This window comes from Nocardioides sp. P4_G10, assembly GCF_056401175.1.
On the sequence record NZ_JBFUJV010000003.1, the window covers coordinates 1 to 19,822 of the forward strand.

Below are 19,822 nucleotides of genomic sequence, written 5' to 3' on the forward strand. Positions count from 1 at the left end.
CCCGACGACGTCCTCAGGAGACCTCGACGCCCGCGAACTTCTTCTTGCCGCGGCGCAGCACGAGCCAGGCTCCGGCGACCCCCGACGACGTCCTCAGGAGACCTCGACGCCCGCGAACTTCTTCTTGCCGCGGCGCAGCACGAGCCAGGCTCCGGCGACCAGGTCGGACGTGGAGGGCTGCAGCTCCGGGTCCTCGACCCGCACGTTGTTGAGGTAGGCGCCGCCTTCGGCGACGGTGCGCCGGGCCTCCCCCTTGCTCTTCGCGAGGCCGGCGGCCACGAGGAGGTCGAGGATGCCGGGCAGCTCGCCGGCGCGAAGCGTCGTACCGCCGGCTTCCCTCAGAGCGGAGGCGAGGGTGTCGGGCTTGATGCCGCCCAGGTCTCCCCCGCCGAACAGCGCGGCGGCCGCGGCCTTGGCGTGCTCGACCTCGTCGGCTCCGTGCACCAGCGCGGTGACCTCGTCGGCCAACCGCTTCTGGCCGGCCCGCAGGAACGGCTTGTCGGCCGTCTGCTGCTCGAGGTCCTCGATYTCCTCGCGCGGGAGGAGGGTGAAGATGCGCAGCAGCTCGCCGACCTTCTCGTCCTCGACGTTGAGCCAGAACTGGTGGAAGGCGTAGGGCGAGAGCATCTCGGGGTCGAGCCACAGGGCGCCGCCCTCGGTCTTGCCGTACTTCGTGCCGTCGGTCTTGGTGATGAGCGGCGTGGCGAAGCCGTAGGCGTTCTCCCCCGTCACCCGCCGCACGAGCTCTGCTCCCCCGGTGATGTTGCCCCACTGGTCGGACCCGCCGAACTGCAGCACGACCCCGTGCTCGCGGAAGAGGTTGAGGTAGTCCATCGACTGGAGCAGCACGTAGGAGAACTCGGTGTAGCTGATCCCCGACTCGAGCCGGCGCTTCACCGTGTCGCGCGCCAGCATCCGGTTGACCGGGAAGTGCTTGCCGATGTCGCGCAGGAAGTCGATGGTCGACAGCGACGCGGTCCAGTCGTAGTTGTTGACCGTCGTCGCGGCGTTGCTGCCCTCGAAGGTCACGAAGCGCGAGACCTGCTGCCGCACACGCTCGGTCCACTCCTTGACCGTGTCGAGGGAGTTGAGCGTGCGCTCCCCTGAGTCGCGGGGATCGCCGATCATGCCGGTGGCGCCGCCCACCAGGATGTAGGGCGTGTGGCCCGCGTCCTGCAGGCGTCGGGCCGTGACCAGCTGGACGAGGTTACCCATGTGGAGGCTCGGGGCGGTCGGGTCGAAGCCCACATAGAACTTGACGCTCCCCTCGCCCAGCGCGGCGCGGAGCGCGTCGCGGTCGGTGGAGTGCGCGATGAGGCCGCGCCACTCCAGCTCGTCGAGGACGTTGGGGCTGGTCACGTGAGTTCCTTCGGGTGAGGTGGACTGGTTCGCGGGCACTAGCCTAGGGCGAGGACGCAGGAGGTTCGGCACGTGATCGCAGGCAGGTACCGGCTCGAGCGGCAGATCGGCCGCGGTGGCTCCGGCACGGTGCACCTCGCGATCGACGAGGTCCTCGGCCGCCGGGTGGCGATCAAGCGCATCGGGCTGATCCCGGGCTCGGACAGCGCCGAGCTCGAGCGCGCCGAGCGCGAGGCGCGGCTCGCCGCAGCGCTCAACCACCCCCACGTGGTGTCCGTCTTCGACCTCGTCGACGAGGAGGACGTGCGCTGGCTGGTGATGGAGTACGTCGACGGCCAGACGCTGAGCGAGCGGGTGCGGACCTCGGGCGCCATGGACGCCACCGAGGCGGCGACGCTGCTGGCGCAGACCGCCGACGCGCTGGTCGAGGCCCACGACCACGGCATCGTGCACCGCGACGTGAAGCCCAGCAACATCATGATCGCGCACGGTGCGGCCAAGCTGAACGACTTCGGCATCGCCCGCTCGGAGGACGACCACTCCCTCACCCAGACCGGGCTGGTGACCGGCTCGCCGGCCTACCTCGCCCCCGAGGTCGCGTCGGGCTCGTCGGCCACCGCCGCGAGCGACGTGTGGTCCCTCGGCGCCACGCTCTACCACGCGGTCACGGGCAAGCCGCCCTATGACGTCGGCGACAACCTGATCGGCGCGCTCTACAAGATCGTCCACGAGGACCCGCCGCGGTTGCCCGACGACCACCCCATGGCCGGTCTGCTGACGGTGATGATGAACCGCGACGTCGAGGCGCGCTGGACGATGCCGCGCGTGCGCGACGAGCTGGCGCGCATCGCCCGTGGGCAGCGCTCCACCGTGGTCCCGGCCCCCGCTCCACCGCCCACCCGCGAGGTGACCGGCATGCTGCCGCCGGTGCAGGCCGGGCCGCCGGCTGCGACCTCCCCACGGCACGGCGCCCGATGGGGGTGGCTGGCGGCCGCCGCGGTGCTCGCGGTCGCAGCCGTCGTGGCGGCGTACGTCTGGGCGGGACGCGGCACGCCCGAGGCGCTGCCGGACGAGCAGCAGACCCGCCCCGCGGAGACGTCGGAGACCACGACCGGCAGCACCTCTCCCCCGGTCACCGCGGAGGACACCCGCGCACAGATGGACGCGTTCATCACCTCCTACCTCGCCACCGTCACGAGCGACCCCCGCGCGGCCTTCGACCGGCTGACGCCCGAGTTCCAGCAGGCCAGCGGCGGCTACGAGGGCTACATGGGGTGGTGGGGCCGCGTGCAGTCGGCGTCCCTGGCCGAGGTCGCGAGCGACCCGTCGGACCTGACGGTCGGCTACACCGTGAACTACGTGATGCGGACCGGGGAGCGGAACACCGAGCGCGTGCGGCTCCAGCTCGAGCGGTTCGACGACCAGCTCCTCATCGCCGGCGAGGGGTAGTCAGCCGGGCCCGGTCGCGGATCCGCCGAGGTCGTGGCGCTGCGCCCACAGGGCGGCCTGGGTGCGGTCGGCGACGCCGATGCGCTGGTAGGCCGAGGTGAGGTGCGCCTTGACGGTGCGCTCGGTGATGCCGAGCCGCTGGGCGATCTGCTTGTTGAGCAGGCCCTCGACCACGAGCCGGAGCACCTCGGCCTCGCGTGGAGACAGCGCGGAGACCTCGACGTCCTCGGACTCGGCGGCGACGGTCGCCCGGCGCGACAGGAGCCGCCGCGCGGCCCGGGGATCGAGGGGCGACCCGCCCCGCGCCACCGCGCGGATGCCGTCGAGGAGCACCTCGGGCTCGGCGTCCTTGAGCAGGTAGCCCACCGCCCCGGCCTCGATGGCGGCGTCGATCCGGGCGAAGTCGGAGAAGGACGTCAGGACCAGCACCTCCGTGCCGGTCGCCTCGCCGACGATCGCGCGGGTGGCCTCGACGCCGTCGAGGACGGGCATCTGCAGGTCCATCACCGCCACGTCGGGCCGGTGCTCGCGCACGAGGTCGACGGCCTCGCTGCCGTCCCTCGCGACGCCGACCACCTCGAGGTCGTCGGTCGACTCGATCAGACCGGTCAGGCCGCGCCGTACGACGGCGTGGTCGTCGGCCACCACCACGCGGATCATCCGACCGGCACCTCCACCCGGACCATCGTGCCCGAGCCCGGCGCGGACTCGACCTCCCAGGTGCCGCCGTGCTCCCGCACGAGGCTCTCGGCCGCGCGCAGGCCGAAGTGGTCGTCGGTCGCCACGGTGGCCGGGTCGAAGCCGACCCCGTCGTCGACGACCTCCAGCACCAGTCGGTCGTCCTCGTGACGGACGGTGAGCGACATCCGGTCGGCGTGGGCGTGGCGCGCGACGTTGCGGACCGACTCCTGGGCGACCCGCCACAGCAGCGCGACCGCCGGTCGCGACGCCCCCTCGGCGCCGCTGACGTCGACGTCGACGGTCGTCCCGGTCGCCACCAGCGGGGCGACCAGGTCGTCGACCGCGGCGGCCAGGCCGGCGGTGTGCAGGTCGGGCGGGTAGATCTCGACGAGGAGCGACCGGAGGGACCGCATGCTCACCCGCAGGGACCGACTGACGTCCTCGAGCTCGCGGCGTTCGGGCTCGTCCGCGTGGGCCGCCAGGGCCGAGAGGGCCATCGACGAGCCGGACAGGTCCTGCACGACGCCGTCGTGGAGGTCGCGGGCGATGCGGAGCCGCTCGGCGTCGGAGGCACGGACGGCCGCCTCGAGCAGGCGCTCGCGCTCGCGCGCGGCACGCGACAGGCGCCGCGACAGCAGGAGGACCAGCGGGGTGCCGAGCGCGACGAGGGCGAGCAGGGCGCCGATGGTGATGGGAAGGAACCGGTCGAGGATCTGCGTCCGGCTCGCGCGGATGTCGTCGACGCCGAGGTAGGCCTCGAAGAGGAGCGGCTCGCCCTCGGGCGAGCGGACGCGGGTGTAGACCTCCAGGAGGTCGCCGCCCAGGTCACGCTCGAAGCGGTTCTCCGGCCGACCGAGGTCGGACAGCTCCGCGTCGGTCCCCCCGTCACGCAGCACCTCCAGCTCGTCGTCGCCGAGCGGGTAGCGCGCGCCGATCAGCTCGGTGCGGTCGCTGTAGAGCACGGTGCCGTCGGCATCCCACAGCTTGATGCGCAGCACGTCGTCGACCAGCAGCCGGTCGAGCGCCGTACGGTCCATGCGGTCGATGGCGGCCGCGTCGCCCTCGGTCAGGCCGGGCGGGATCGCCGGCTGGGCCACGGACCGGGCGAGCACCCAGGTCAGCGAGCGGGCGTCGGCGATCGCCTCCTCGTCCGCTGCCGAGCGGCTCAGGGCGCTGGTGGCCAGCACGACGACGACGAGCGTGACGAATCCCGCGGCCAGGAACTGAGCCACGGGATTCGTCAACCAGCGCATGGGGCGTACCTCCGATGTGGTCAGTAGTTGACCACACCCCGACATACCTGGCCGTCCCGCACGGCGCGGAACGCAAGGGTGTCGGTGCCGGCGAGGTTCACCACCTTGCGCTCCACCTCGAACGAGCCGCTGCGCGCGGTGGTGGTGGCGACGCCGCGGTCGCTCACCGAGCCGTTGTGACGCAGCGTCCAGCGCCACCGCTGGCCCGCGACGTCGGAGTCGATCTCGCCCTCGACCTCGAGGCGGCCGTCGTCGGTCTTGACCTTGAGCTTCCAGTCCGCGCCAGCGCTGCAGCGGCCCGTGCGGATCACGCGGTCGTCGTCGCGCGTGCGGTCGCCGCCGTTGTCGTCACCCGCGCCGTCGTCGCTGCCGCCGCCGTGACCACCGTGGTCGTCACCCGGCGGGTCGTCGTCGCCGCGCCACGACGACGGGTGGTCGACCTGCGCGGCGCCGGCGGTGCCGACGCCCACCGTGCCGACGCTCAGGCCGGCGAGGGCGATGCCGACAGCGAGTGCTCGGGCCAGTCGGGTCGTGCTGGTGATCGTGCTGTTCATGGGTCCTCCTCGGTTGGTGGTCCCAGCCTCGTCGCACGGGGCGACGCCGACGAGATGGCCGATGGTGCTAGTACCCCGACTGGTCCCAACGGGTGTGAGGGCGAGGTGGTGCAGGTGACTAGCCTGAACGTCAGCCAACGAAGGGGGCTACGTGATCGCAGGCAGGTACCGCCTGGAGAAGGAGATCGGCCGCGGAGGTGCCGGTGTCGTCCACCTCGCGCACGACGAGCTGCTGGACCGCAGGGTCGCCGTCAAGCGCATCGGCCTGCTGCCCGGGACCACCGCCGACGACGTGTCACGCGCCGAGCGCGAGGCGCGGCTGGCGGCCGGGATCAACCACCAGCACGTCGTGTCGATCTTCGACCTCGTCAAGGACGAGGACTGCTACTGGCTCGTGATGGAGCACGTCGAGGGACGCACGCTCGCCGAGCTGGTCACCGACGACGGCCCGCTCCCGGTCCGACGGGCAGCGGCGATCCTCGCCCAGGCCGCCGATGCGCTCGTGCAGGCCGGCACCGCCGGGGTCGTGCACCGCGACGTCAAGCCGAGCAACATCTTCGTCGGCGCCGACGACCGCGCCAAGCTCGGCGACTTCGGCATCGCGCGGGCCGCCAGCGACACCGTGCTCACCCAGACCGGCCTGATCACCGGGTCCCCCGCCTACCTCGCGCCCGAGGTGGCGACCGGGGAGCCTGCGACCGCGGCGAGCGACGTGTGGTCGCTCGGCGGCACGCTGTTCCACGCGCTGGCCGGCAGGCCGCCGTACGACGTCGGGGACAACGTGCTCGGCGGCCTCTACAAGATCGTCCACGAGGACCCGCCCCGCCTGCCCGACGACCACCCGGTCGCCGGGCTGCTGGCAGCGATGCTCGTCAAGGAGCCGGCGCAGCGCTGGCCGGTGGCGAAGGTGCGCGACGACCTTCGGCGCCTCGCACGTGGCGAGCAGTCGGAGGCACCCGCACCGACCGGTCGCGACGCCCAGGCCACGGCCGTGATGACCGCCGCTTCCCCGGCACCTCCGCCGCAGGAGCGCGGCGCCACGACCAGAACGACGTCCGGGCCGGCTGCGGCCGCCCCGACGTCGCCGCCCGCCGGCCGGGCGGCGACGCCTCCCCCGACCCCGAGGAGCCCGGCCGCGGTCACCACCCGCGGACGGTCCCGCGGCTGGGTGGCGGCCCTGGTCGCGCTCGTCCTGGTGGCGGGCGTGGGTACGTGGCTGCTGTGGCCGCGCGACGAGGAGCCGAGCGACGCCGGTCGGAGCGACGCCTCACCGAGCGCCTCGCAGGACCCGACCTCGGACGCCCCGTCCGAGAGCCCCAGCGACAGCCCGACCGAGAGCCCGTCCGCCACCGACGAGCCGACCGACGAGCCCAGCCCGTCCAACGCGGCGGGCGGGACCCCCGCGGCGATGCGGTCCTTCGTCCAGGACTACTTCGCGACCGTCACCTCGGACCCGGAGGCGACCTTCGAGATGCTGACGCCCGAGTTCCAGTCCTCGAGCGGCGGCATCGAGGGATACACGGGCTTCTGGAACACGATCGAGTCCGCGACGCCGCGGGCCATCAAGGCCGATCCCCGGTCGCTGAGCACGACGTACATGATCGAATTCGTCACCACGTCGGGCCAGACCCGGACCGAGCAGGGACAGCTGCAGCTCGAGCAGCAGGGCGACACGTTCCTCATCGCCGGCGAGGGATAGCGCTCCAGGGCGCGCACGCCGCCCGGTGTGTGACCCGGCTCACTTGCGACAACCTCGTGCGCATCTACCAGTCGGAGTGCGTCGAGGTGCAGGCGCTGCAGGGCCTGGACCTGCTCGAGCACGAGGGCGAGATGGTCGCGCTGGTCGGCGCCTCGGGGTCGGGCAAGTCGACCCTGCTCAACGTGCTGGCCGGCGTGGACTCGCCGACAGCGGGCCGCGCCCGGGTCGCTGGTAGCTCGTCACCCCCGGTGCTGGTCGCTGCCGTGACCGGGCTCGCGGTCGGCGTCGTGTGCGCCTACGCCGCCCTCGGCGCCCTCTCTCTGGAGAGCCTCACCGCGGCGCCGGGACCCCCGACCCCCGCCGTGCCGTGGTGGACCGTGCTGTCCGTCGCGCTCCTCGCGGGCTGCGCCGTGGTGCTGGCCCTCCTGGACTGGCGCCGCGCGCGGGGCACCCCGCTCGCGGAGCTGCTGCGGACCTGATCGCACCGGCGTGGGGCACGCCCACGGGCCGGGACCACTGCGTAGGGCGGGTGGGGGTCGAACCTGCAACCTGGGGAGGGCGAGCACTGGCGCTCTGAGGCGCGCTGAAAGACCGCGCAGGGCAGGGCTCAGGCGCTCACGGTGCCTCAGCGCCCTTCGGTCCGTCGTGCCGCATGCCGCGCAGTGAGTGCTCGCATCAGGTCGCACCCCCGGCGCCAACTGTCGCGCCCGCTCGCACCGCCCGCGCGGCATGCGTCACTCGTCGTTCGGAGCCGAGCCGTCACCGGATTGCAGAGGGGGCAAGGGTCGGGAGGACCCAGGCAGCCGCAGCGTGGAGAACCTCCGGCCAGCCGCGCGCAGGAGCGTTTCGGTGTTGCAGAAGCGCTCCCGCTGCACGGGTGGAGGAGACAGCTCAGTGTGTGGCCGCTACCTGACCTTCATCACCAGAACCTGAGCACCGGCCTGCCCTGCCGTGGCACCCCGGATGCTTCCTACGAGCGTGACCGTCGTGTTGTCTGCGGAAATAGTGACGATGGAGGCCACCGTGGTCTGCCCTGCGTTGGAACCGTCGTTCGGAATGTCGGAGGTCCATCCCGTTCCCGGCTGTGGTTGGCCGTTCACGTTGGTGGAGACAACGCCATAATCAACCGCCGCAGTTCCGGCCGGGAAGTGGAAGAACTGAGCCGTCGCGGTGAGGTGGTAGGTCCCTCTGTTCAGCACGACGCTGACGAGCGGCGTGCGTGAGTCGTTCTGTCCAAGCGCAGGACTGGCCGGGACAGCCACGACATTGAGTCCGCCGTAAGCGGCATTGGGGGCAGTGATTGCCGTCGAGGTGGCAATGACTCCGCTAGGTCCAGCAGGACCAACAGGGCCGGCGGGTCCGGTTTTGCCCTTCAGCTTGTCCTTGGCACCGTCGGACAGGTCGCCATACTGCACGCCTCCGGTCTTGAGCTTGTCCGTGTTGACGATGTGATTCTTGAGGTCCTTCCTCTGGATCGTCTTGTCTTTGATGTCGGCCGACGTGATGAGCTGAGCCGCGAACGTAGTGCCTGAAGTGGCACCGACGAGGAGAATCGCTGCTATCAGGAGAGTTGCGCGTCGACTATTGAGCATCTGCTTGAAACGCACGAGGGGTCACCTCCGAAAAGTCCACGCTTGAAGAAGGCGTGGAACCGGCGGCTGCCGCGACGGAGCGCTACACGGCGAGGCGGTAGCCCGAGGTTTCGACGTTACGCGCAAAGTCGGGCATATCCGGCCAGGTCTAGTCCAGGGGCCGCGCCTGGTTCGAACGACGTTCAGTTCCTTTAAGACCTATGAAATCGAGAATCCCCGCGGTGCCGCACCAATCGCACGCGAGGAGATAGCGCGATGCTCAGGTCATCCGGTGCCACTGTGGCGCGTGTCGAGGTTGTTCGCAGGGGCTGTTTCTCCTCGGTATCGGCAGTCTGCCGCACTTTCGAAGAATCCGAGATCCTCCCCTGTCGGAGTGGTGCGCAGGATGAAAGTCCCTGTCCAGTTTCCGTTTCCGCAGGTCATTGGGTGTTGGTAGGGCGGGTGGGGCTCGAACCCACGACCCAAGGATTATGAGTCCCATTCTGGTGTAGAATGGTGAGCAGCGAATCCACTAAAACCGCAGGTCAGAGCGGTGCAGCGTGTAGCCGTGTGACGCAGGTTCGCGAATGGGATCGTGTGTAGAATGGTGTGTCACCCCAATCTGAGGAGCAGGACATGACCCAATCCACCGAGCAGGACGCGCCGACCGACGAGGAAGTCGAGGCGGCGGCGCGGGGCATCCACGCACAGCAGGAGTACTCGACCTGCTGGGACGACAACCAAGCGGGTGCTGAGTCGCGTATGGGTACGCCGATGCGCCCGCTAGGGGAGCACGGCCGGGAGTTCTATCGCGGACTCGCTCGTGCTGCTCTCGTTGCGGTTCGGGAGGCAGGGAAGTGAGCGAGACGTGGCACCACGGGACGTACGCCGAACGCACGATGGGGCTCATCAAGCGTGGGGTCGACCTCGGGCTGGCGAACGAACTCCGCTGGGCGGGCAACCCGTCGCTCATCATCGAGGTCGAGAACGCCACCGATGCGGAGATCGCCGAACTCAATGCGACCTACCGCGAGCGCCATGCGGGCTAAGGGCGACGGGGGTGTGACCCAACGTCACGACCACAAGTCCTGCCCACCACCCATCGACGGCAAACGACCCGAACACCGATGCCGCGGCAGGTGGCAAGCAACCCTCGACGTCATTGTTGACGGACGCCGCAAGAGGAAAACCATCTACGCCCGCACCAAAGCCGAAGCACAAGTGAAGCTCAACAAAGCACTCCGCGAGAGGGACGCCGGCGCCCTCGTCCTCAACACCGTCACCGTCGAAACCTGGCTCACCGCTTGGCTCGAACGGAAGTCACGCCCACCCAAGCCGCTCAAACCACAGACCATGCGCTCCTACCGGTCCAAGGTCACCCTGTACATCGTCCCCGCCATCGGCCGACGCAGACTCACAGACCTCCGCGCCGAACACATCGAAGCCATGTACGACCACATGCGCGCAGAGGGCAAGGCCGAGGCGACGGTGAGGCAGACCCACGCCATCCTCCTCGGCGCCCTCAAAGACGCCGTACGCGCCGACCGCCTCGCATACAACCCCATGCTCAAAGTCAACCCGCCCGGCACCGAACGAGCCGTCCGCGAACAGTTCACCGTCGACCAAGCCCGCCGCGTCCTCCGAGCTGCTGGTGACGACCCACGCTGGTGGCTCGCCCTGTTCTACGGCATGCGACAGGGGGAAGTGCTCGGCCTCGACTGGGCGCAGATCAACCTCGACGAGGGGCTGCTGTTCATCACCGAGACGCTCCAGACCAACGAGGACGGGACACTGTTCCTCGGCGCACCCAAGACGTCAGCCTCACAGCGCACCCTCCCGCTACTCCCCCAGGTCTCGAGCCGACTGCGGCTGCTGTGGGAGAACGAAGGCCGACCGATGTCGGGGCTCGTGTTCCACCGCGATGGCCGACCCATCCAGCCCAAGAGCGACTGGACAGCCTGGCGCGCACTCATCGCCACCGCATCCACCGAGGCCGACCCGCTACCCGTCATCGCACTCCACGCCGCCCGCAACACCGCAGCCTCCGTCATGGAAGCATCCGGCATCAGCGACCGCGAAGTCATGCAAATCCTCGGCCAATCACAAGTCAGCACCACACACCGATATCAGAGGTCTGATATCACCCGCACCAGAGCCACCCTCGAGCGCGCCGGCAAGGTGTGGGAGCTCGACTAGCGCCGCGGGTTGAACCTAGTCACGTCCGAGTCGTCACGCCGCCGCTGGAGCTCGCCCGTCACACGGACTAGGCGACAGATCCGCGCCGCATAGCAGCGCAGGTGCAGCACGGCCGCCACCGCCGACAGGACGCACGCYGTTTCAGCGACCAGGATGGCGAAGTAGATGTGCTTCTCCTCGCCCAGAATCCACGCGGCCCACGCCATCAGCAGTAGCAATGTGGTGGCAAGCCAGGCCGCTGCGGCCATTACCACACCCCGAGAGTAATACGGCTGATCGTTCACGAAAAATGCCCCCTATGTTGGATGAATGTGTGTCCATCCCCCCGTAGAGGGAGTCTGGACCAGACCACCGACACCTGTCTCCATAAACGAGGGAACCCGAGACAAGTCACCCTTGACGCTCACCCCGGGGGAGGGTTCGGGTCTGTCCAACGTTGACAACGCCCCGGCATCCATCGGATGCCGGGGCGTATCTTTGTCTCTGCTGCCGCTCGACTCTGGGTTACTAGGCCACCTGTCGAGCGGCAGCACCTGGAGGGGGCACAGTGTCCGTCATCCGGTTGCCCCCCTCTCTTGGCCGTCTGCCAGCTCGTAGTAGTAGCCGATCAGCTTGGCGCGGTTCGCGCGGCTAAGGCTGGACCGTTCGATGGCCGCGACCACTGGGTCGACATCGTTGGACGCGGGAGTCCACTCCGCCTCGTCGCGGGCGGCCCGCTCGAGCTCGCCGGGATCGAGCCCCAGTGCGTCCTCGATCTTCTTGCGCGTCCTGGCCCACGGCCAGCGATCGCCGGCCGCAAAGTCCCGCACGGTGTCGCTGTCGACGTCGGCAAGGGCGGCGACCTGCTGAGGGCTCAAGCCCTGTGAGGCCATCGCGGTGCGCACTAGCCGCGCCGCTCGCTCCCTGCCTGTCTCGTCCATGGCCTCAGCGTGGCAGAAACTCTGAGGAACTTCTATTCGTACGAATACGTAGATCCGCGCCAAAGTCCGGGAAAACGCGCCTGTAACTACCGCGATGTCAGACGCTCTGACCTGCGACGATGCAGAAAGTTCCACTGTTTCCGACGTTCCACTTGCTTTGTTCCCCAAAGTTCCTTAGAGTCCCGGTATGGCCGAAAACCTCCCAACACCAGAGACCATCCGGGTTGGCTCAGCCGTCCGAGAGTTCCGCGAACTGCGCGGGATGAAGCCCGACGAGCTCGCCAACGCGATCCCCATCTCCCGCTCCTACCTCGCCAACATCGAGGCCGGGCGCAAGCGATTGCAGCCCGTCCACGCCGCTCGGATCGCCGCAGTCCTGGGCATCCGGCAGATCAGCATCCTGCGCCCCGACGAGTTCCCCGTCAGTGTGGATGTGCCGGCATGAGCATCAACGCACCCCGCAAGAGAAGCCGCCATGACCGCCAGGGTCGCCGCTTCTTCGTCTACTTCCTGAGCAGCGCCGATGGCGAGCTGCTGTACATCGGTCGGTCGTGCCAGCCGGTCCAGCGGATCAAGGCGCATGTTTCGGAGGCCGCCAACCCCGACACGCTGGAGTCGACACGCAAGGCGCTCTGGCTGTCCGACGTGCGGCGCGTCGACATGATCGGGCCGTTCTTCTTCGCCGAAGCGGCGATCCGTGAGCGCGAACTCATCCGGTTCGCGGAGCCCCACGGCAACCTCCGATACACCCAGCGCGCAGGTATCCCCGCGAGGGTGGTGTCGGCCGCATGAGCGCCCCCGACCCGATCTTCGTCAGCGTCAACGAGGCCGCTCGCATCCTCGGCCTGTCGCCGCGGGCGATCTACATGAAGCTCGATCAGCAGGTCATCGAGTCGCGCTACGAGGGTCGCAAGCGGCTCGTCGTCTTCGCGTCTCTCCGCGACTACGCGGCCGGTCTGCCGACCTCTGCGCCTGAACCGAAGGCGTCCTAGTCGTCCCCTCGCCGCAGCGACCCCTGACTGCGGCGAGGGGGCACCCAACTCAACGAAGAAGCCAGCCCACCGATTCGACCCGAGCGGACTGGCTCCGACACAGAAAGGCTACATCGTGATTCGTACAGATGATCTTCGACTGGTCGCCCTTGAGCGCGTCCGTGAGCTCCCCCAGCGTGCGGTGAACCCTCTGCTGGATCTGATCGCGGCGCACTTCCTGGAGGTTGGCCGCCTCGACCGGGACACGTTCCTGCGGCTCGCCGACGAAGCGGAAGCGGTGGCGGTCCGATGAGGCTCGGTCCCGCGTGGCCGTCGCGCTTCTATCGGCCCCTTTGCTCACACCCGTCGACCTCAGCAACGCGTGCGTGGAGCGAATCCGCCAACAGGTGGGTCGAGGTCGAGTGGCGCTGTCTCCGCTGCGACAAGAAGCGGGTGCAGCCGTGATCGCCCCCGAGCACGCAGCAGCCCTCATCCTCGCCACCGCCTCCCTCATCGGCCTGTGTGCGAACCCGGTCGCCAAGTGGTTCGCCAGCGAGTACGCCAAGCAGGACCGGATGGTGTCCGACGCGCTGGACCCGGAGCCCGACTACGAGGCGAACATCGCGGCTCGGTGGGTGGACTGATGGGAAACATCGGCGAGCCCGTCCGACACATCGAATTCGAACCCTTCCCGGCCGAGGCGCCCATTGAGGCACCCGCCACGCCTGAGCGAGAGGCAGTACCGGCATGACCTTCGATAAGCCCGCATTCAAGGGTGAGGACTTCGACTTCGCGCTTGGCAGCGTGAAGGGCCTGCGCTCGTGGCAGATCGACGACAAGGGTCGTCTGCGCGGCATCACTCACCCGGCCATCTGGCTTCCCGGCGACAACGTCGCGATCTGTAAGGCGAAGAGCCGATGCCCCAAGGCGAAGAGCATGTGGGAGATCGAGTACTCGATGACACCCACCCTCGGACCCCGCGCACTCGACAGCAAGGCGTGCCAAGCAGACGGATGCGACGGCCTCTATCACCCCACCGACCACACCTTCGACCCCTCCTGCGAGTGCGGATTCTGGGCCTATGACGAAGCGGGATTCGAGCCCCACGGCCAGGTGACCGGCGTCATCGAGGGGTTCGGGCGCACAACGATCGGCACCAAGGGATTCCGGTGCGAGAAGGCTCGCGTCGTCGCGCTCGCTCGCGAGAACAACGACGGAGCCCTGACGCTGTCCGAGTGGCTGCGCCTCAAGCAGCTCTACCCCGACGCCTCGTTCCACGACGACGTTGACGACATGGTCCTCGCGCATGGCGCTGTCCTGCGCACGTGGCCCGCCGTAGGCGAGGACTTCTGGACCGAGACCAACGAGGAGCCGGTGTTGGACTCGGTGCGCAGTCAGATGTCTGCTCTCAATGCTCAGATCGCACGCATGTCGGCGGCCATGACCTACTCGTCGCCGCGATCATGGCGCATCGGTGGCACCGCATGATCCGCCGCTGCACCAACTACCACTGCCGCACCAGCCTCGACGAGCACCCGATCGAGTGCCCCCACGGCCTCCCGTTCTGCGAGCACTGCGTCTGGGAAGAGGGCTGCGACGAGTGCGTCATCGAGCCGTTACGCCAACGAGCCGCAGCCGCATGGGACGCCGCAGCCGTGCCGGGTCCGTACATCGACCCGGCCCGTGACGCATGGGTCGACCAGGCCGCCGAACTGCGTGCCGAGGAGCGGGCCTACGAGCTCGCACAACTTGAGGACCGAGAAGAGATGAGAAGCGCATGACCCTCCACGAGTACCCCGCCCTAGAGCAGGGCTCCGATGCATGGCTCGAGCAGCGACGCGGCATGGTCACAGCCTCCGTCGTCGGCCAACTGCTCACCGCAACCGGACGACCAGCAAGCAACGACACCTCGCGCCGGCTCACCCTGTCCCTGGTCGCCGAACRCATCACGGGTGACGTCGAGTCCGTCTTCATGAACGACGACATGTGGCGCGGTCACGAGGTCGAGCCGATCGCCCGCGGCCTGTATGCCAAGGACTTCACCGACGAACCCGTCACCACTACGGGGTTCATGGTCCGCGACGACTGGGGCTTCTCCATCGGCTACTCACCGGACGGACTCGTTGGTGACCACGGTCTGCTCGAGGTCAAGGCACCTCGGGCCAAGGCCCACCTCGCCACCATCCTCGCCGACCAGGTCCCCGCACACCACATGGCCCAACTCCAGACCGGGCTACTCGTCTCCGGCCGCGAGTGGATCGACTTCCTGTCCTACTACGGCGGGATGCCGCCGTACATCAAGCGCGTGTACGCCGACCCCAAGTGGGCCGAATCCATCGTCGACGCCGTTGCTGCGTTCGAGCAGCACGCCGTCGAGATGACCCTCACCTATGACGTCGCCACCCGCGGGATCCCTTCGACCCCGCGCCTCGACGACCCCAACACCGTGGAGTTGAAGCTCGCATGAAGACCTATCAAGTGATGTTCACGACCGGCGCCTCGACCGTCATCGAGGTCGAGGCCGACTCGGTCGAGGAAGCCCGCCAGCTCGCCGACGAGCAGTTCGACCCGCCCACCATCTGCGCCCAGTGCAGCGGATGGGGCAACGACCAGAACCTCGAGCTCGGCGACTGGGAGCAGGACGAGTCTGACGGCGGGGTTTGGTCCGCATGAGAGTCACGATCGAGAAGAAGACAGACCAGCTCAACTTTGAGGACTTCCTCGGCGGCGTGACCCGCATCGTCACCGTCAAGGGCGTCAAGGCCGGCACCAAGGAACAGCAGTACGACATCGCCATCGAGGGCGACCAGCGTGTCTGGCGACCAGCCGTGACGGTCCTCAAGCTGCTCGTCGCCGCCTGGTCGGACGACGCAACCCTGTGGACCGGTCGTAGCGCCGAACTGTACGGCGACCCCGAGGTGACGTTCGGCCGCGACAAGGTGGGCGGCATCCGGGTGTCACGCCTTACGAACATCGACGGCCCGCTGTCCGTCAACCTCACCGAGACCCGAGGCAAGCGGAAGATGCACCGCGTCGACCCGCTGCCCCGTGCCGATGTTCTGCGTGCCGAGTGGCATGACGCGACGCCTGAGCGCCGCGAACAGATCAAGGCCGAGGTTGCTGCGCTCGAGGGGAACCCGTCGTGAACCCCACCGACCCGGCCGCGTACGAGTGGCCCGACATCTGCCGCGCGTCCCTGCTCGCCCAACTCAAGGCGACGACCGCGAAGGACGACGCCGATGGTCTGGCGCGACTGCTTGGGGGTGCCGCATGAAGGGGCACGTCATGGCCGCGCTGTACGCGCTGAGCTGCCTGATTCCCACCTGGCTCAATCTGCGCAAGGGGGCCAAGCGATGAGCCGACCGAAGCTGAGTCAGCCCGCCGAGATCGACGCTATCGAGATCGCACTCAACTCCCACCAGATGCAGGCGACGCTCACCGACGCATGCACCTGCGGCGCAGGCGACATCACCATCCTGCGACCGACTGGCGTGGCCTTGCGCATGCACAGGCGGCACGTGGCGGAGGAGATTGCCAAGCGCGTCAACACCGACCGCATCCTCGAACAGGTCGCGCAGGCCATCGAGGCCCAGTCGAAGCCCGGCGACAAGTGGTGGGACGCGGTTCCGGACGAGATGCGCGGCGTCATCGGCGCGTGGGTCGCATCTTCCGCTCGCATCGCTCGGGAGGCCCGATGAAGCTCGACGACTACTGCTGCTGCGCTGGCCTCGGTGCTGACGGGTACGCCTCGGTGTTCGGAGCGAGCGCCATCCACGGTTACGACCACGAGCCGCAGCCCGACTATCCCTACGACTTCACGAAGGCCGACGTCATGCAGATGCTGCGTGACGGACTGCCGCCTGCCGACGCCCGACACTTCTCGTTCCCGTGCCAGGCGCACACGACCGCGAGCCACCTCCGAACCGCACAGGGCGGGACCAGCAAGTACCCGGACCTGCTCACTCCCGGCCTCGCGGTCGTCCGCGAGCGGTACAACGACACCCCGTGGATCATCGAGAACGTGGACGACCGCTCCGGCCACGTCCGCGAGATCATGGCGCCACGACCGGGCGAGACCCTGATCGTCCTTTGCGGCTCGATGTTTGGGTTGCAGGTCCAGCGTCACCGGCTGTTCCTCGCCAACTTCCCCCTGCGCCGTCCCGAGCCGGTGCCCGGGAGTGGCAAGTACCGCGCGCAGGGGTGCGACCACTCGCTCTTCCCGATCGGACCCAAGGGCAAGCCGAAGCCGATTGGCGTCTATCACGTCGCCGGGGACAAGGTGCCCGAGGGCGGCCACACGGCCCGCGACGCCGAGCACGGCCGACAGGTCATGGGCTCGCACCGTTCGCTGCCGTGGGACAAGCTCAAGGAAGGCTTTCCGCCTGCCTATACCGCGTGGGTGGCTGCTGACCTGCTGGTCGAGCTACGGCGGCGAGAGGCTGCAACCGCGCCCAGGGGGTTCGGCCTGCTGCGTGTCGCGGCGAACACGCCAGACCCGATCATCGCGGGCGGACCGGATGAGTCAATCGAGAGCGTCTCCCTACCCGCTAGCGGCGGTGCCGCATGACCACCGAGTACCGCGTCCTCTATGAAACGACAACGGGTTCCGTGCGCGTGCTCCTTGAGACGACGGACCCTCTCGCTGCACATGCGTGCATCGCGGACTTCCGAGAGCTCGGCAAGACGGTCACCCTCGAGAGCCGAGACGTTCCCGAGTGGGAGGTCTGCTCGTGACCCGCTCCCGTGCCTCAGCAAAGACAGCGGGCACCCGCTTCGAACGCCTCATCGCCGACTGCCTCGCAAGCCTCATCGACGACCGCATCGACCGCCGCGTCAAGACCGGCAACAAGGACCGCGGCGACATCGGGGGCGTCCGGCACATGGGTCACCGCGTCGTGATCGAAGCCAAGGACCACGCCCGCTTCGACCTCTCAGGCTGGGTCGACCAGGCCGAAACCGAGCGCGGTAACGACGACGCACTGGCGGGGGTGGTGGTCGCGAAGCGGCGCGGCCACGCAGACCCGCTCGACCAGTACGTGGTGATGACCCTCCGCGATTTCGTTGCGCTGCTGACCACAGAGAGGCCCGCCTGATGCCTGCTCCCCGACCCATCACCATCCGTCTCGCCGAGAAGCTCGAGCGCCGTGGCACCTGTCTCGTCTGGACTGGCGCGACCCGTCCGCTCGGATATGGCGTCATCGGCGGAAGCCGCGACGGCAAGAACTGGTACGACAGCCCGCACCGCATCGCCTACATGCTCGCATTCGGCCCCATTCCCGAGGGACTGCATATCGACCACTTGTGCGGCGAGCGCCTGTGCTGCGAGCCATCGCACCTCGAGGCCGTCACCCAGGCCGAGAACAACCGCCGCGCCAACGCCGCACGCAAGGCCCGAGGGGGCTATGCCGCATGACCACCACGACCCTGCGCGACCTGATCGCGCTGACCACAGGAGAACGACCATGAACGTGATCGACTTCGGCACCGCCCTTGAGGCCGGCCGACCAGCCCCGTCCCGCGAGCAGTACGCCGCCGAGTGCGAGCTGGGCGGTGCGATGTGAACGCCTACCCCGCCCTCGCCGAGTACAACCGCGACACCCTCGCCGCCCGTCACGCCTACCACGCCGACATCGCCGTGCAGGACGGACTCTGCGCCTCATGCAAGTGGCGCAAGCGAGACACGGCCGGGCGCAAGCGCCTCTGCACCACCTGTCGCCGTTCGGGGGTGAGCTCGCGATGATCCACGACGACCCGACACCGTGCTTCGGCCGCTCCGACCTGTTCGACGCCACCGACCTGAGCAGCCACTACCGCGCGAAGGAACTGTGCAGCATGTGCCCGGTCATCGACGCCTGCCGTCAGAACCTCCTCGAGACCCGCCGCGCGCAGATCATCCCCGGCCATGGACCGGAAGGCACCTGGGCTGGGCTGCTCCTCAGGCCGCGGGCAGCGAAGGGGTCGGCATGACACCCGGACTGACCTGCACCCGATGCAAGGGGCAGCTCTACCCGCACACCGCCAAGCACACCGACGACGGCTACACCCACGCTCACCGTTGCCCCCGCATGTGCTCGGTCGAGGACTGCGACCGCAAGCACCACTCCCGCGGCTACTGCCTCAAGCACTACCACCGCGCCAAGGATGGTGGCGACCCGAATCGCCCCCCGGCGACTGTCAACACCGCCGAACGGCTGGAAGACGTGCGCTGGATGGCCGAGACCGGCGAGAACCTCGACGGTGCAGCGCAACGGCTCGGAATGACCGTTGAGGCGCTCGAGAAGTGGTGCGCCCGTCACGACAAGGAAGCACTCACCACCCTCATCGCCGCTCGTCCGCGGGACCACAACCGCGTCATCGACACCCGCATCAGCGTGTCCGACCTGACGGGTCAGAAGGCACGACGCGAGCGCCGTCGACAGCGTGAGACGGAGGCGGCATGAGCACTGGATCAGCCCGAATCGAACCGAGGGATTGCTTCGGTCCCAGGGGTGCGCCGTGGGACAATAGAAGCGCCCCGGAAGGTGCTGGTAACACCACTCCGGGGCTCGACCCGCACCACCTCTATGACAGGAAGTGCTAGCCGTGGCCTCCATTCTGCCACCAACCGAGGGCGTTACCATTCCGCCCCACTGGATCTGCGGATTCATTGCATGTAGTCAGCGGGCAGACCAGCCCCATCTTGACGGCTGCCCCTATGGCGGCGACGCCTGATGCCCAAGGACCCAAGGCAGTACGCCCGTATGGCGGTCGACCTGCCAGTCAACCGCAAGCTCAAGGGCGCACCAGCGCAGACCAAGTGGCTTTCGGTCGTCGGCATCCTCTGGTCAACCCAGAACCTCTCTGACGGCGAGGTGGATCCAGCCATCGTCGCGGCCACGGCAGGGGTCCCGGCAAAGCACTGCCGCGACCTCGTGAACCGCGACGTATGGCACGACAAGGGGCACGCCTGTCCCGACTGCCCCCAGCCTGCCCATTCCGGAGAGGTGGTCATTCACGACTACCTGACCCATCAGGACAGCGCGGAGACGATCCGCCGAGCTCGCGACGAGAAGGTCAAGGCCGGACGCCTCGCCAACCACCTCCGATGGAAGCACGCCGGACCGATCGAGGAGTGTGCCAAGTGCTCCGAGTAGCCATCCCAGATGGGATCCCAAGTGGGATCCGCCACC

At 68.6% G+C, this 19,822-nt stretch carries 32 protein-coding genes; 25 read left to right on the forward strand and 7 right to left on the reverse strand.

Going from position 1 to position 19,822, the window contains the following annotated elements:
- Positions 1-93 precede the first annotated feature (93 nt).
- Complete coding sequence (gene tyrS / locus AC1DP1_RS05340) at positions 94-1,359, reverse strand: tyrosine--tRNA ligase (RefSeq protein ID WP_477505965.1); 1,266 nt, start codon at positions 1,357-1,359, stop codon at positions 94-96.
- A 72-nt stretch (positions 1,360-1,431) separates the two neighbouring features.
- Here tyrS and AC1DP1_RS05345 point away from each other — a divergent pair, with 72 nt between their 5' ends.
- The gene (locus AC1DP1_RS05345) at positions 1,432-2,808 is read left to right on the forward strand and encodes a serine/threonine-protein kinase (RefSeq protein ID WP_477505966.1); all 1,377 of its coding nucleotides are present in this window, start codon (positions 1,432-1,434) and stop codon (positions 2,806-2,808) included.
- Here AC1DP1_RS05345 and AC1DP1_RS05350 read toward each other — a convergent pair whose 3' ends face one another.
- The 3 genes from AC1DP1_RS05350 to AC1DP1_RS05360 are packed head-to-tail and all read right to left on the reverse strand — an operon-like array spanning position 2,809 to position 5,296.
- A complete protein-coding gene (locus tag AC1DP1_RS05350) occupies positions 2,809-3,468 on the reverse strand; it encodes a response regulator (protein ID WP_457192425.1) in 660 nt (219 codons plus the stop codon).
- Positions 3,465-4,721: a sensor histidine kinase gene (locus tag AC1DP1_RS05355; RefSeq protein WP_477505967.1), complete on the reverse strand. Its 1,257-nt coding sequence runs from the start codon at positions 4,719-4,721 to the stop codon at positions 3,465-3,467. The genes AC1DP1_RS05350 and AC1DP1_RS05355 overlap by 4 nt, the downstream gene beginning before the upstream one ends.
- A 41-nt stretch (positions 4,722-4,762) precedes the next feature.
- Positions 4,763-5,296: a hypothetical protein gene (locus tag AC1DP1_RS05360; RefSeq protein WP_477505968.1), complete on the reverse strand. Its 534-nt coding sequence runs from the start codon at positions 5,294-5,296 to the stop codon at positions 4,763-4,765.
- Between the two features lie 151 nt (positions 5,297-5,447).
- Between AC1DP1_RS05360 and AC1DP1_RS05365 the strand changes: the two genes are divergently transcribed.
- Entirely contained in the window at positions 5,448-6,995 is a 1,548-nt protein-coding gene (locus tag AC1DP1_RS05365; RefSeq protein ID WP_477505969.1) for a serine/threonine-protein kinase, read from the forward strand.
- Positions 6,996-7,051: 56 nt separating this feature from the next.
- Positions 7,052-7,474, forward strand: a complete 423-nt coding sequence (locus AC1DP1_RS05370; RefSeq protein ID WP_477505970.1) for an ATP-binding cassette domain-containing protein — start codon at positions 7,052-7,054, stop codon at positions 7,472-7,474.
- 426 nt (positions 7,475-7,900) lie between these two features.
- Here AC1DP1_RS05370 and AC1DP1_RS05375 read toward each other — a convergent pair whose 3' ends face one another.
- Positions 7,901-8,602: a hypothetical protein gene (locus AC1DP1_RS05375; RefSeq protein WP_477505971.1), complete on the reverse strand. Its 702-nt coding sequence runs from the start codon at positions 8,600-8,602 to the stop codon at positions 7,901-7,903.
- A gap of 600 nt (positions 8,603-9,202) precedes the next feature.
- Between AC1DP1_RS05375 and AC1DP1_RS05380 the strand changes: the two genes are divergently transcribed.
- Genes AC1DP1_RS05380 through AC1DP1_RS05390 form a run of 3 tightly spaced genes read left to right on the forward strand, consistent with a single transcriptional unit; the run spans position 9,203 to position 10,762 of the window.
- Positions 9,203-9,427 (forward strand): hypothetical protein, encoded by a 225-nt coding sequence (locus AC1DP1_RS05380; RefSeq protein ID WP_477505972.1) that lies wholly within the window; start codon positions 9,203-9,205, stop codon positions 9,425-9,427.
- Positions 9,424-9,615, forward strand: a complete 192-nt coding sequence (locus AC1DP1_RS05385) for a hypothetical protein (protein ID WP_477505973.1) — start codon at positions 9,424-9,426, stop codon at positions 9,613-9,615. The genes AC1DP1_RS05380 and AC1DP1_RS05385 overlap by 4 nt, the downstream gene beginning before the upstream one ends.
- Positions 9,616-9,628: 13 nt before the next feature.
- Positions 9,629-10,762, forward strand: a complete 1,134-nt coding sequence (locus AC1DP1_RS05390; RefSeq protein WP_477505974.1) for a tyrosine-type recombinase/integrase — start codon at positions 9,629-9,631, stop codon at positions 10,760-10,762.
- Here AC1DP1_RS05390 and AC1DP1_RS05395 read toward each other — a convergent pair.
- Both AC1DP1_RS05395 and AC1DP1_RS05400 read right to left on the reverse strand, forming a co-directional pair.
- Positions 10,759-11,046, reverse strand: coding sequence for a hypothetical protein (locus AC1DP1_RS05395; RefSeq protein WP_477505975.1), 288 nt, complete (start codon positions 11,044-11,046; stop codon positions 10,759-10,761). The genes AC1DP1_RS05390 and AC1DP1_RS05395 overlap by 4 nt on opposite strands.
- A 270-nt stretch (positions 11,047-11,316) precedes the next feature.
- Positions 11,317-11,682 carry a helix-turn-helix domain-containing protein gene (locus AC1DP1_RS05400; protein WP_477505976.1) on the reverse strand — a complete coding sequence of 122 codons (366 nt, stop codon included), beginning with the start codon at positions 11,680-11,682 and terminating at the stop codon, positions 11,317-11,319.
- A gap of 187 nt (positions 11,683-11,869) precedes the next feature.
- On the opposite strand from AC1DP1_RS05400, the gene AC1DP1_RS05405 reads away from it, so the two are divergent.
- From AC1DP1_RS05405 to AC1DP1_RS05495, 19 genes are all read left to right on the forward strand, one after another.
- The gene (locus AC1DP1_RS05405; RefSeq protein WP_477505977.1) at positions 11,870-12,127 is read left to right on the forward strand and encodes a helix-turn-helix domain-containing protein; all 258 of its coding nucleotides are present in this window, start codon (positions 11,870-11,872) and stop codon (positions 12,125-12,127) included.
- The gene (locus AC1DP1_RS05410; protein ID WP_477505978.1) at positions 12,124-12,474 is read left to right on the forward strand and encodes a GIY-YIG nuclease family protein; all 351 of its coding nucleotides are present in this window, start codon (positions 12,124-12,126) and stop codon (positions 12,472-12,474) included. The genes AC1DP1_RS05405 and AC1DP1_RS05410 overlap by 4 nt, the downstream gene beginning before the upstream one ends.
- Positions 12,471-12,674: a hypothetical protein gene (locus tag AC1DP1_RS05415; RefSeq protein ID WP_477505979.1), complete on the forward strand. Its 204-nt coding sequence runs from the start codon at positions 12,471-12,473 to the stop codon at positions 12,672-12,674. Before AC1DP1_RS05410 ends, AC1DP1_RS05415 begins: the two co-directional genes overlap by 4 nt.
- Positions 12,675-12,789: 115 nt before the next feature.
- A complete protein-coding gene (locus tag AC1DP1_RS05420) occupies positions 12,790-12,966 on the forward strand; it encodes a hypothetical protein (RefSeq protein WP_477505980.1) in 177 nt (58 codons plus the stop codon).
- Positions 12,967-13,114: 148 nt separating this feature from the next.
- Complete coding sequence (locus AC1DP1_RS05425; protein ID WP_477505981.1) at positions 13,115-13,297, forward strand: hypothetical protein; 183 nt, start codon at positions 13,115-13,117, stop codon at positions 13,295-13,297.
- Between the two features lie 103 nt (positions 13,298-13,400).
- Positions 13,401-14,141, forward strand: a complete 741-nt coding sequence (locus AC1DP1_RS05430) for a hypothetical protein (protein WP_477505982.1) — start codon at positions 13,401-13,403, stop codon at positions 14,139-14,141.
- Positions 14,138-14,434 carry a hypothetical protein gene (locus tag AC1DP1_RS05435; protein WP_477505983.1) on the forward strand — a complete coding sequence of 99 codons (297 nt, stop codon included), beginning with the start codon at positions 14,138-14,140 and terminating at the stop codon, positions 14,432-14,434. Before AC1DP1_RS05430 ends, AC1DP1_RS05435 begins: the two co-directional genes overlap by 4 nt.
- A complete protein-coding gene (locus AC1DP1_RS05440) occupies positions 14,431-15,120 on the forward strand; it encodes a lambda exonuclease family protein (protein WP_477505984.1) in 690 nt (229 codons plus the stop codon). The genes AC1DP1_RS05435 and AC1DP1_RS05440 overlap by 4 nt, the downstream gene beginning before the upstream one ends.
- Positions 15,117-15,326 (forward strand): hypothetical protein, encoded by a 210-nt coding sequence (locus AC1DP1_RS05445; protein ID WP_477505985.1) that lies wholly within the window; start codon positions 15,117-15,119, stop codon positions 15,324-15,326. The genes AC1DP1_RS05440 and AC1DP1_RS05445 overlap by 4 nt, the downstream gene beginning before the upstream one ends.
- A gap of 56 nt (positions 15,327-15,382) precedes the next feature.
- Positions 15,383-15,799, forward strand: a complete 417-nt coding sequence (locus AC1DP1_RS05450; RefSeq protein ID WP_477505986.1) for a hypothetical protein — start codon at positions 15,383-15,385, stop codon at positions 15,797-15,799.
- Positions 15,796-15,927: a hypothetical protein gene (locus AC1DP1_RS05455; protein ID WP_477505987.1), complete on the forward strand. Its 132-nt coding sequence runs from the start codon at positions 15,796-15,798 to the stop codon at positions 15,925-15,927. Before AC1DP1_RS05450 ends, AC1DP1_RS05455 begins: the two co-directional genes overlap by 4 nt.
- A gap of 79 nt (positions 15,928-16,006) precedes the next feature.
- A complete protein-coding gene (locus AC1DP1_RS05460; RefSeq protein WP_477505988.1) occupies positions 16,007-16,351 on the forward strand; it encodes a hypothetical protein in 345 nt (114 codons plus the stop codon).
- Positions 16,348-17,220, forward strand: a complete 873-nt coding sequence (locus AC1DP1_RS05465; RefSeq protein WP_477505989.1) for a hypothetical protein — start codon at positions 16,348-16,350, stop codon at positions 17,218-17,220. Before AC1DP1_RS05460 ends, AC1DP1_RS05465 begins: the two co-directional genes overlap by 4 nt.
- Positions 17,221-17,383: 163 nt before the next feature.
- A complete protein-coding gene (locus AC1DP1_RS05470; protein ID WP_477505990.1) occupies positions 17,384-17,746 on the forward strand; it encodes a hypothetical protein in 363 nt (120 codons plus the stop codon).
- Positions 17,746-18,066 carry an HNH endonuclease signature motif containing protein gene (locus AC1DP1_RS05475; RefSeq protein WP_477505991.1) on the forward strand — a complete coding sequence of 107 codons (321 nt, stop codon included), beginning with the start codon at positions 17,746-17,748 and terminating at the stop codon, positions 18,064-18,066. Before AC1DP1_RS05470 ends, AC1DP1_RS05475 begins: the two co-directional genes overlap by 1 nt.
- A 144-nt stretch (positions 18,067-18,210) precedes the next feature.
- Positions 18,211-18,393 carry a hypothetical protein gene (locus tag AC1DP1_RS05480; protein ID WP_477505992.1) on the forward strand — a complete coding sequence of 61 codons (183 nt, stop codon included), beginning with the start codon at positions 18,211-18,213 and terminating at the stop codon, positions 18,391-18,393.
- On the forward strand, positions 18,390-18,620 hold the full coding sequence (locus tag AC1DP1_RS05485) for a WhiB family transcriptional regulator (RefSeq protein WP_477505993.1): 231 nt from the start codon (positions 18,390-18,392) through the stop codon (positions 18,618-18,620). The genes AC1DP1_RS05480 and AC1DP1_RS05485 overlap by 4 nt, the downstream gene beginning before the upstream one ends.
- A gap of 98 nt (positions 18,621-18,718) precedes the next feature.
- A complete protein-coding gene (locus tag AC1DP1_RS05490) occupies positions 18,719-19,093 on the forward strand; it encodes a hypothetical protein (RefSeq protein ID WP_477505994.1) in 375 nt (124 codons plus the stop codon).
- 300 nt (positions 19,094-19,393) lie between these two features.
- Positions 19,394-19,786, forward strand: a complete 393-nt coding sequence (locus tag AC1DP1_RS05495; protein WP_477505995.1) for a hypothetical protein — start codon at positions 19,394-19,396, stop codon at positions 19,784-19,786.
- Positions 19,787-19,822: the final 36 nt, after the last annotated feature.

Coding starts and splice junctions, on each gene's coding strand:
- AC1DP1_RS05350 (WP_457192425.1), bottom strand. CDS start 3,468: ATGATCCGCGTGGTGGTGGCCGACGACCACGCCGTCGTACGGCGCGGC.
- AC1DP1_RS05360 (WP_477505968.1), bottom strand. CDS start 5,296: ATGAACAGCACGATCACCAGCACGACCCGACTGGCCCGAGCACTCGCT.
- AC1DP1_RS05380 (WP_477505972.1), top strand. CDS start 9,203: ATGACCCAATCCACCGAGCAGGACGCGCCGACCGACGAGGAAGTCGAG.
- AC1DP1_RS05400 (WP_477505976.1), bottom strand. CDS start 11,682: ATGGACGAGACAGGCAGGGAGCGAGCGGCGCGGCTAGTGCGCACCGCG.
- AC1DP1_RS05405 (WP_477505977.1), top strand. CDS start 11,870: ATGGCCGAAAACCTCCCAACACCAGAGACCATCCGGGTTGGCTCAGCC.
- AC1DP1_RS05410 (WP_477505978.1), top strand. CDS start 12,124: ATGAGCATCAACGCACCCCGCAAGAGAAGCCGCCATGACCGCCAGGGT.
- AC1DP1_RS05415 (WP_477505979.1), top strand. CDS start 12,471: ATGAGCGCCCCCGACCCGATCTTCGTCAGCGTCAACGAGGCCGCTCGC.
- AC1DP1_RS05430 (WP_477505982.1), top strand. CDS start 13,401: ATGACCTTCGATAAGCCCGCATTCAAGGGTGAGGACTTCGACTTCGCG.
- AC1DP1_RS05435 (WP_477505983.1), top strand. CDS start 14,138: ATGATCCGCCGCTGCACCAACTACCACTGCCGCACCAGCCTCGACGAG.
- AC1DP1_RS05445 (WP_477505985.1), top strand. CDS start 15,117: ATGAAGACCTATCAAGTGATGTTCACGACCGGCGCCTCGACCGTCATC.
- AC1DP1_RS05460 (WP_477505988.1), top strand. CDS start 16,007: ATGAGCCGACCGAAGCTGAGTCAGCCCGCCGAGATCGACGCTATCGAG.
- AC1DP1_RS05465 (WP_477505989.1), top strand. CDS start 16,348: ATGAAGCTCGACGACTACTGCTGCTGCGCTGGCCTCGGTGCTGACGGG.
- AC1DP1_RS05475 (WP_477505991.1), top strand. CDS start 17,746: ATGCCTGCTCCCCGACCCATCACCATCCGTCTCGCCGAGAAGCTCGAG.
- AC1DP1_RS05485 (WP_477505993.1), top strand. CDS start 18,390: ATGATCCACGACGACCCGACACCGTGCTTCGGCCGCTCCGACCTGTTC.
- AC1DP1_RS05490 (WP_477505994.1), top strand. CDS start 18,719: ATGTGCTCGGTCGAGGACTGCGACCGCAAGCACCACTCCCGCGGCTAC.
- AC1DP1_RS05495 (WP_477505995.1), top strand. CDS start 19,394: ATGGCGGTCGACCTGCCAGTCAACCGCAAGCTCAAGGGCGCACCAGCG.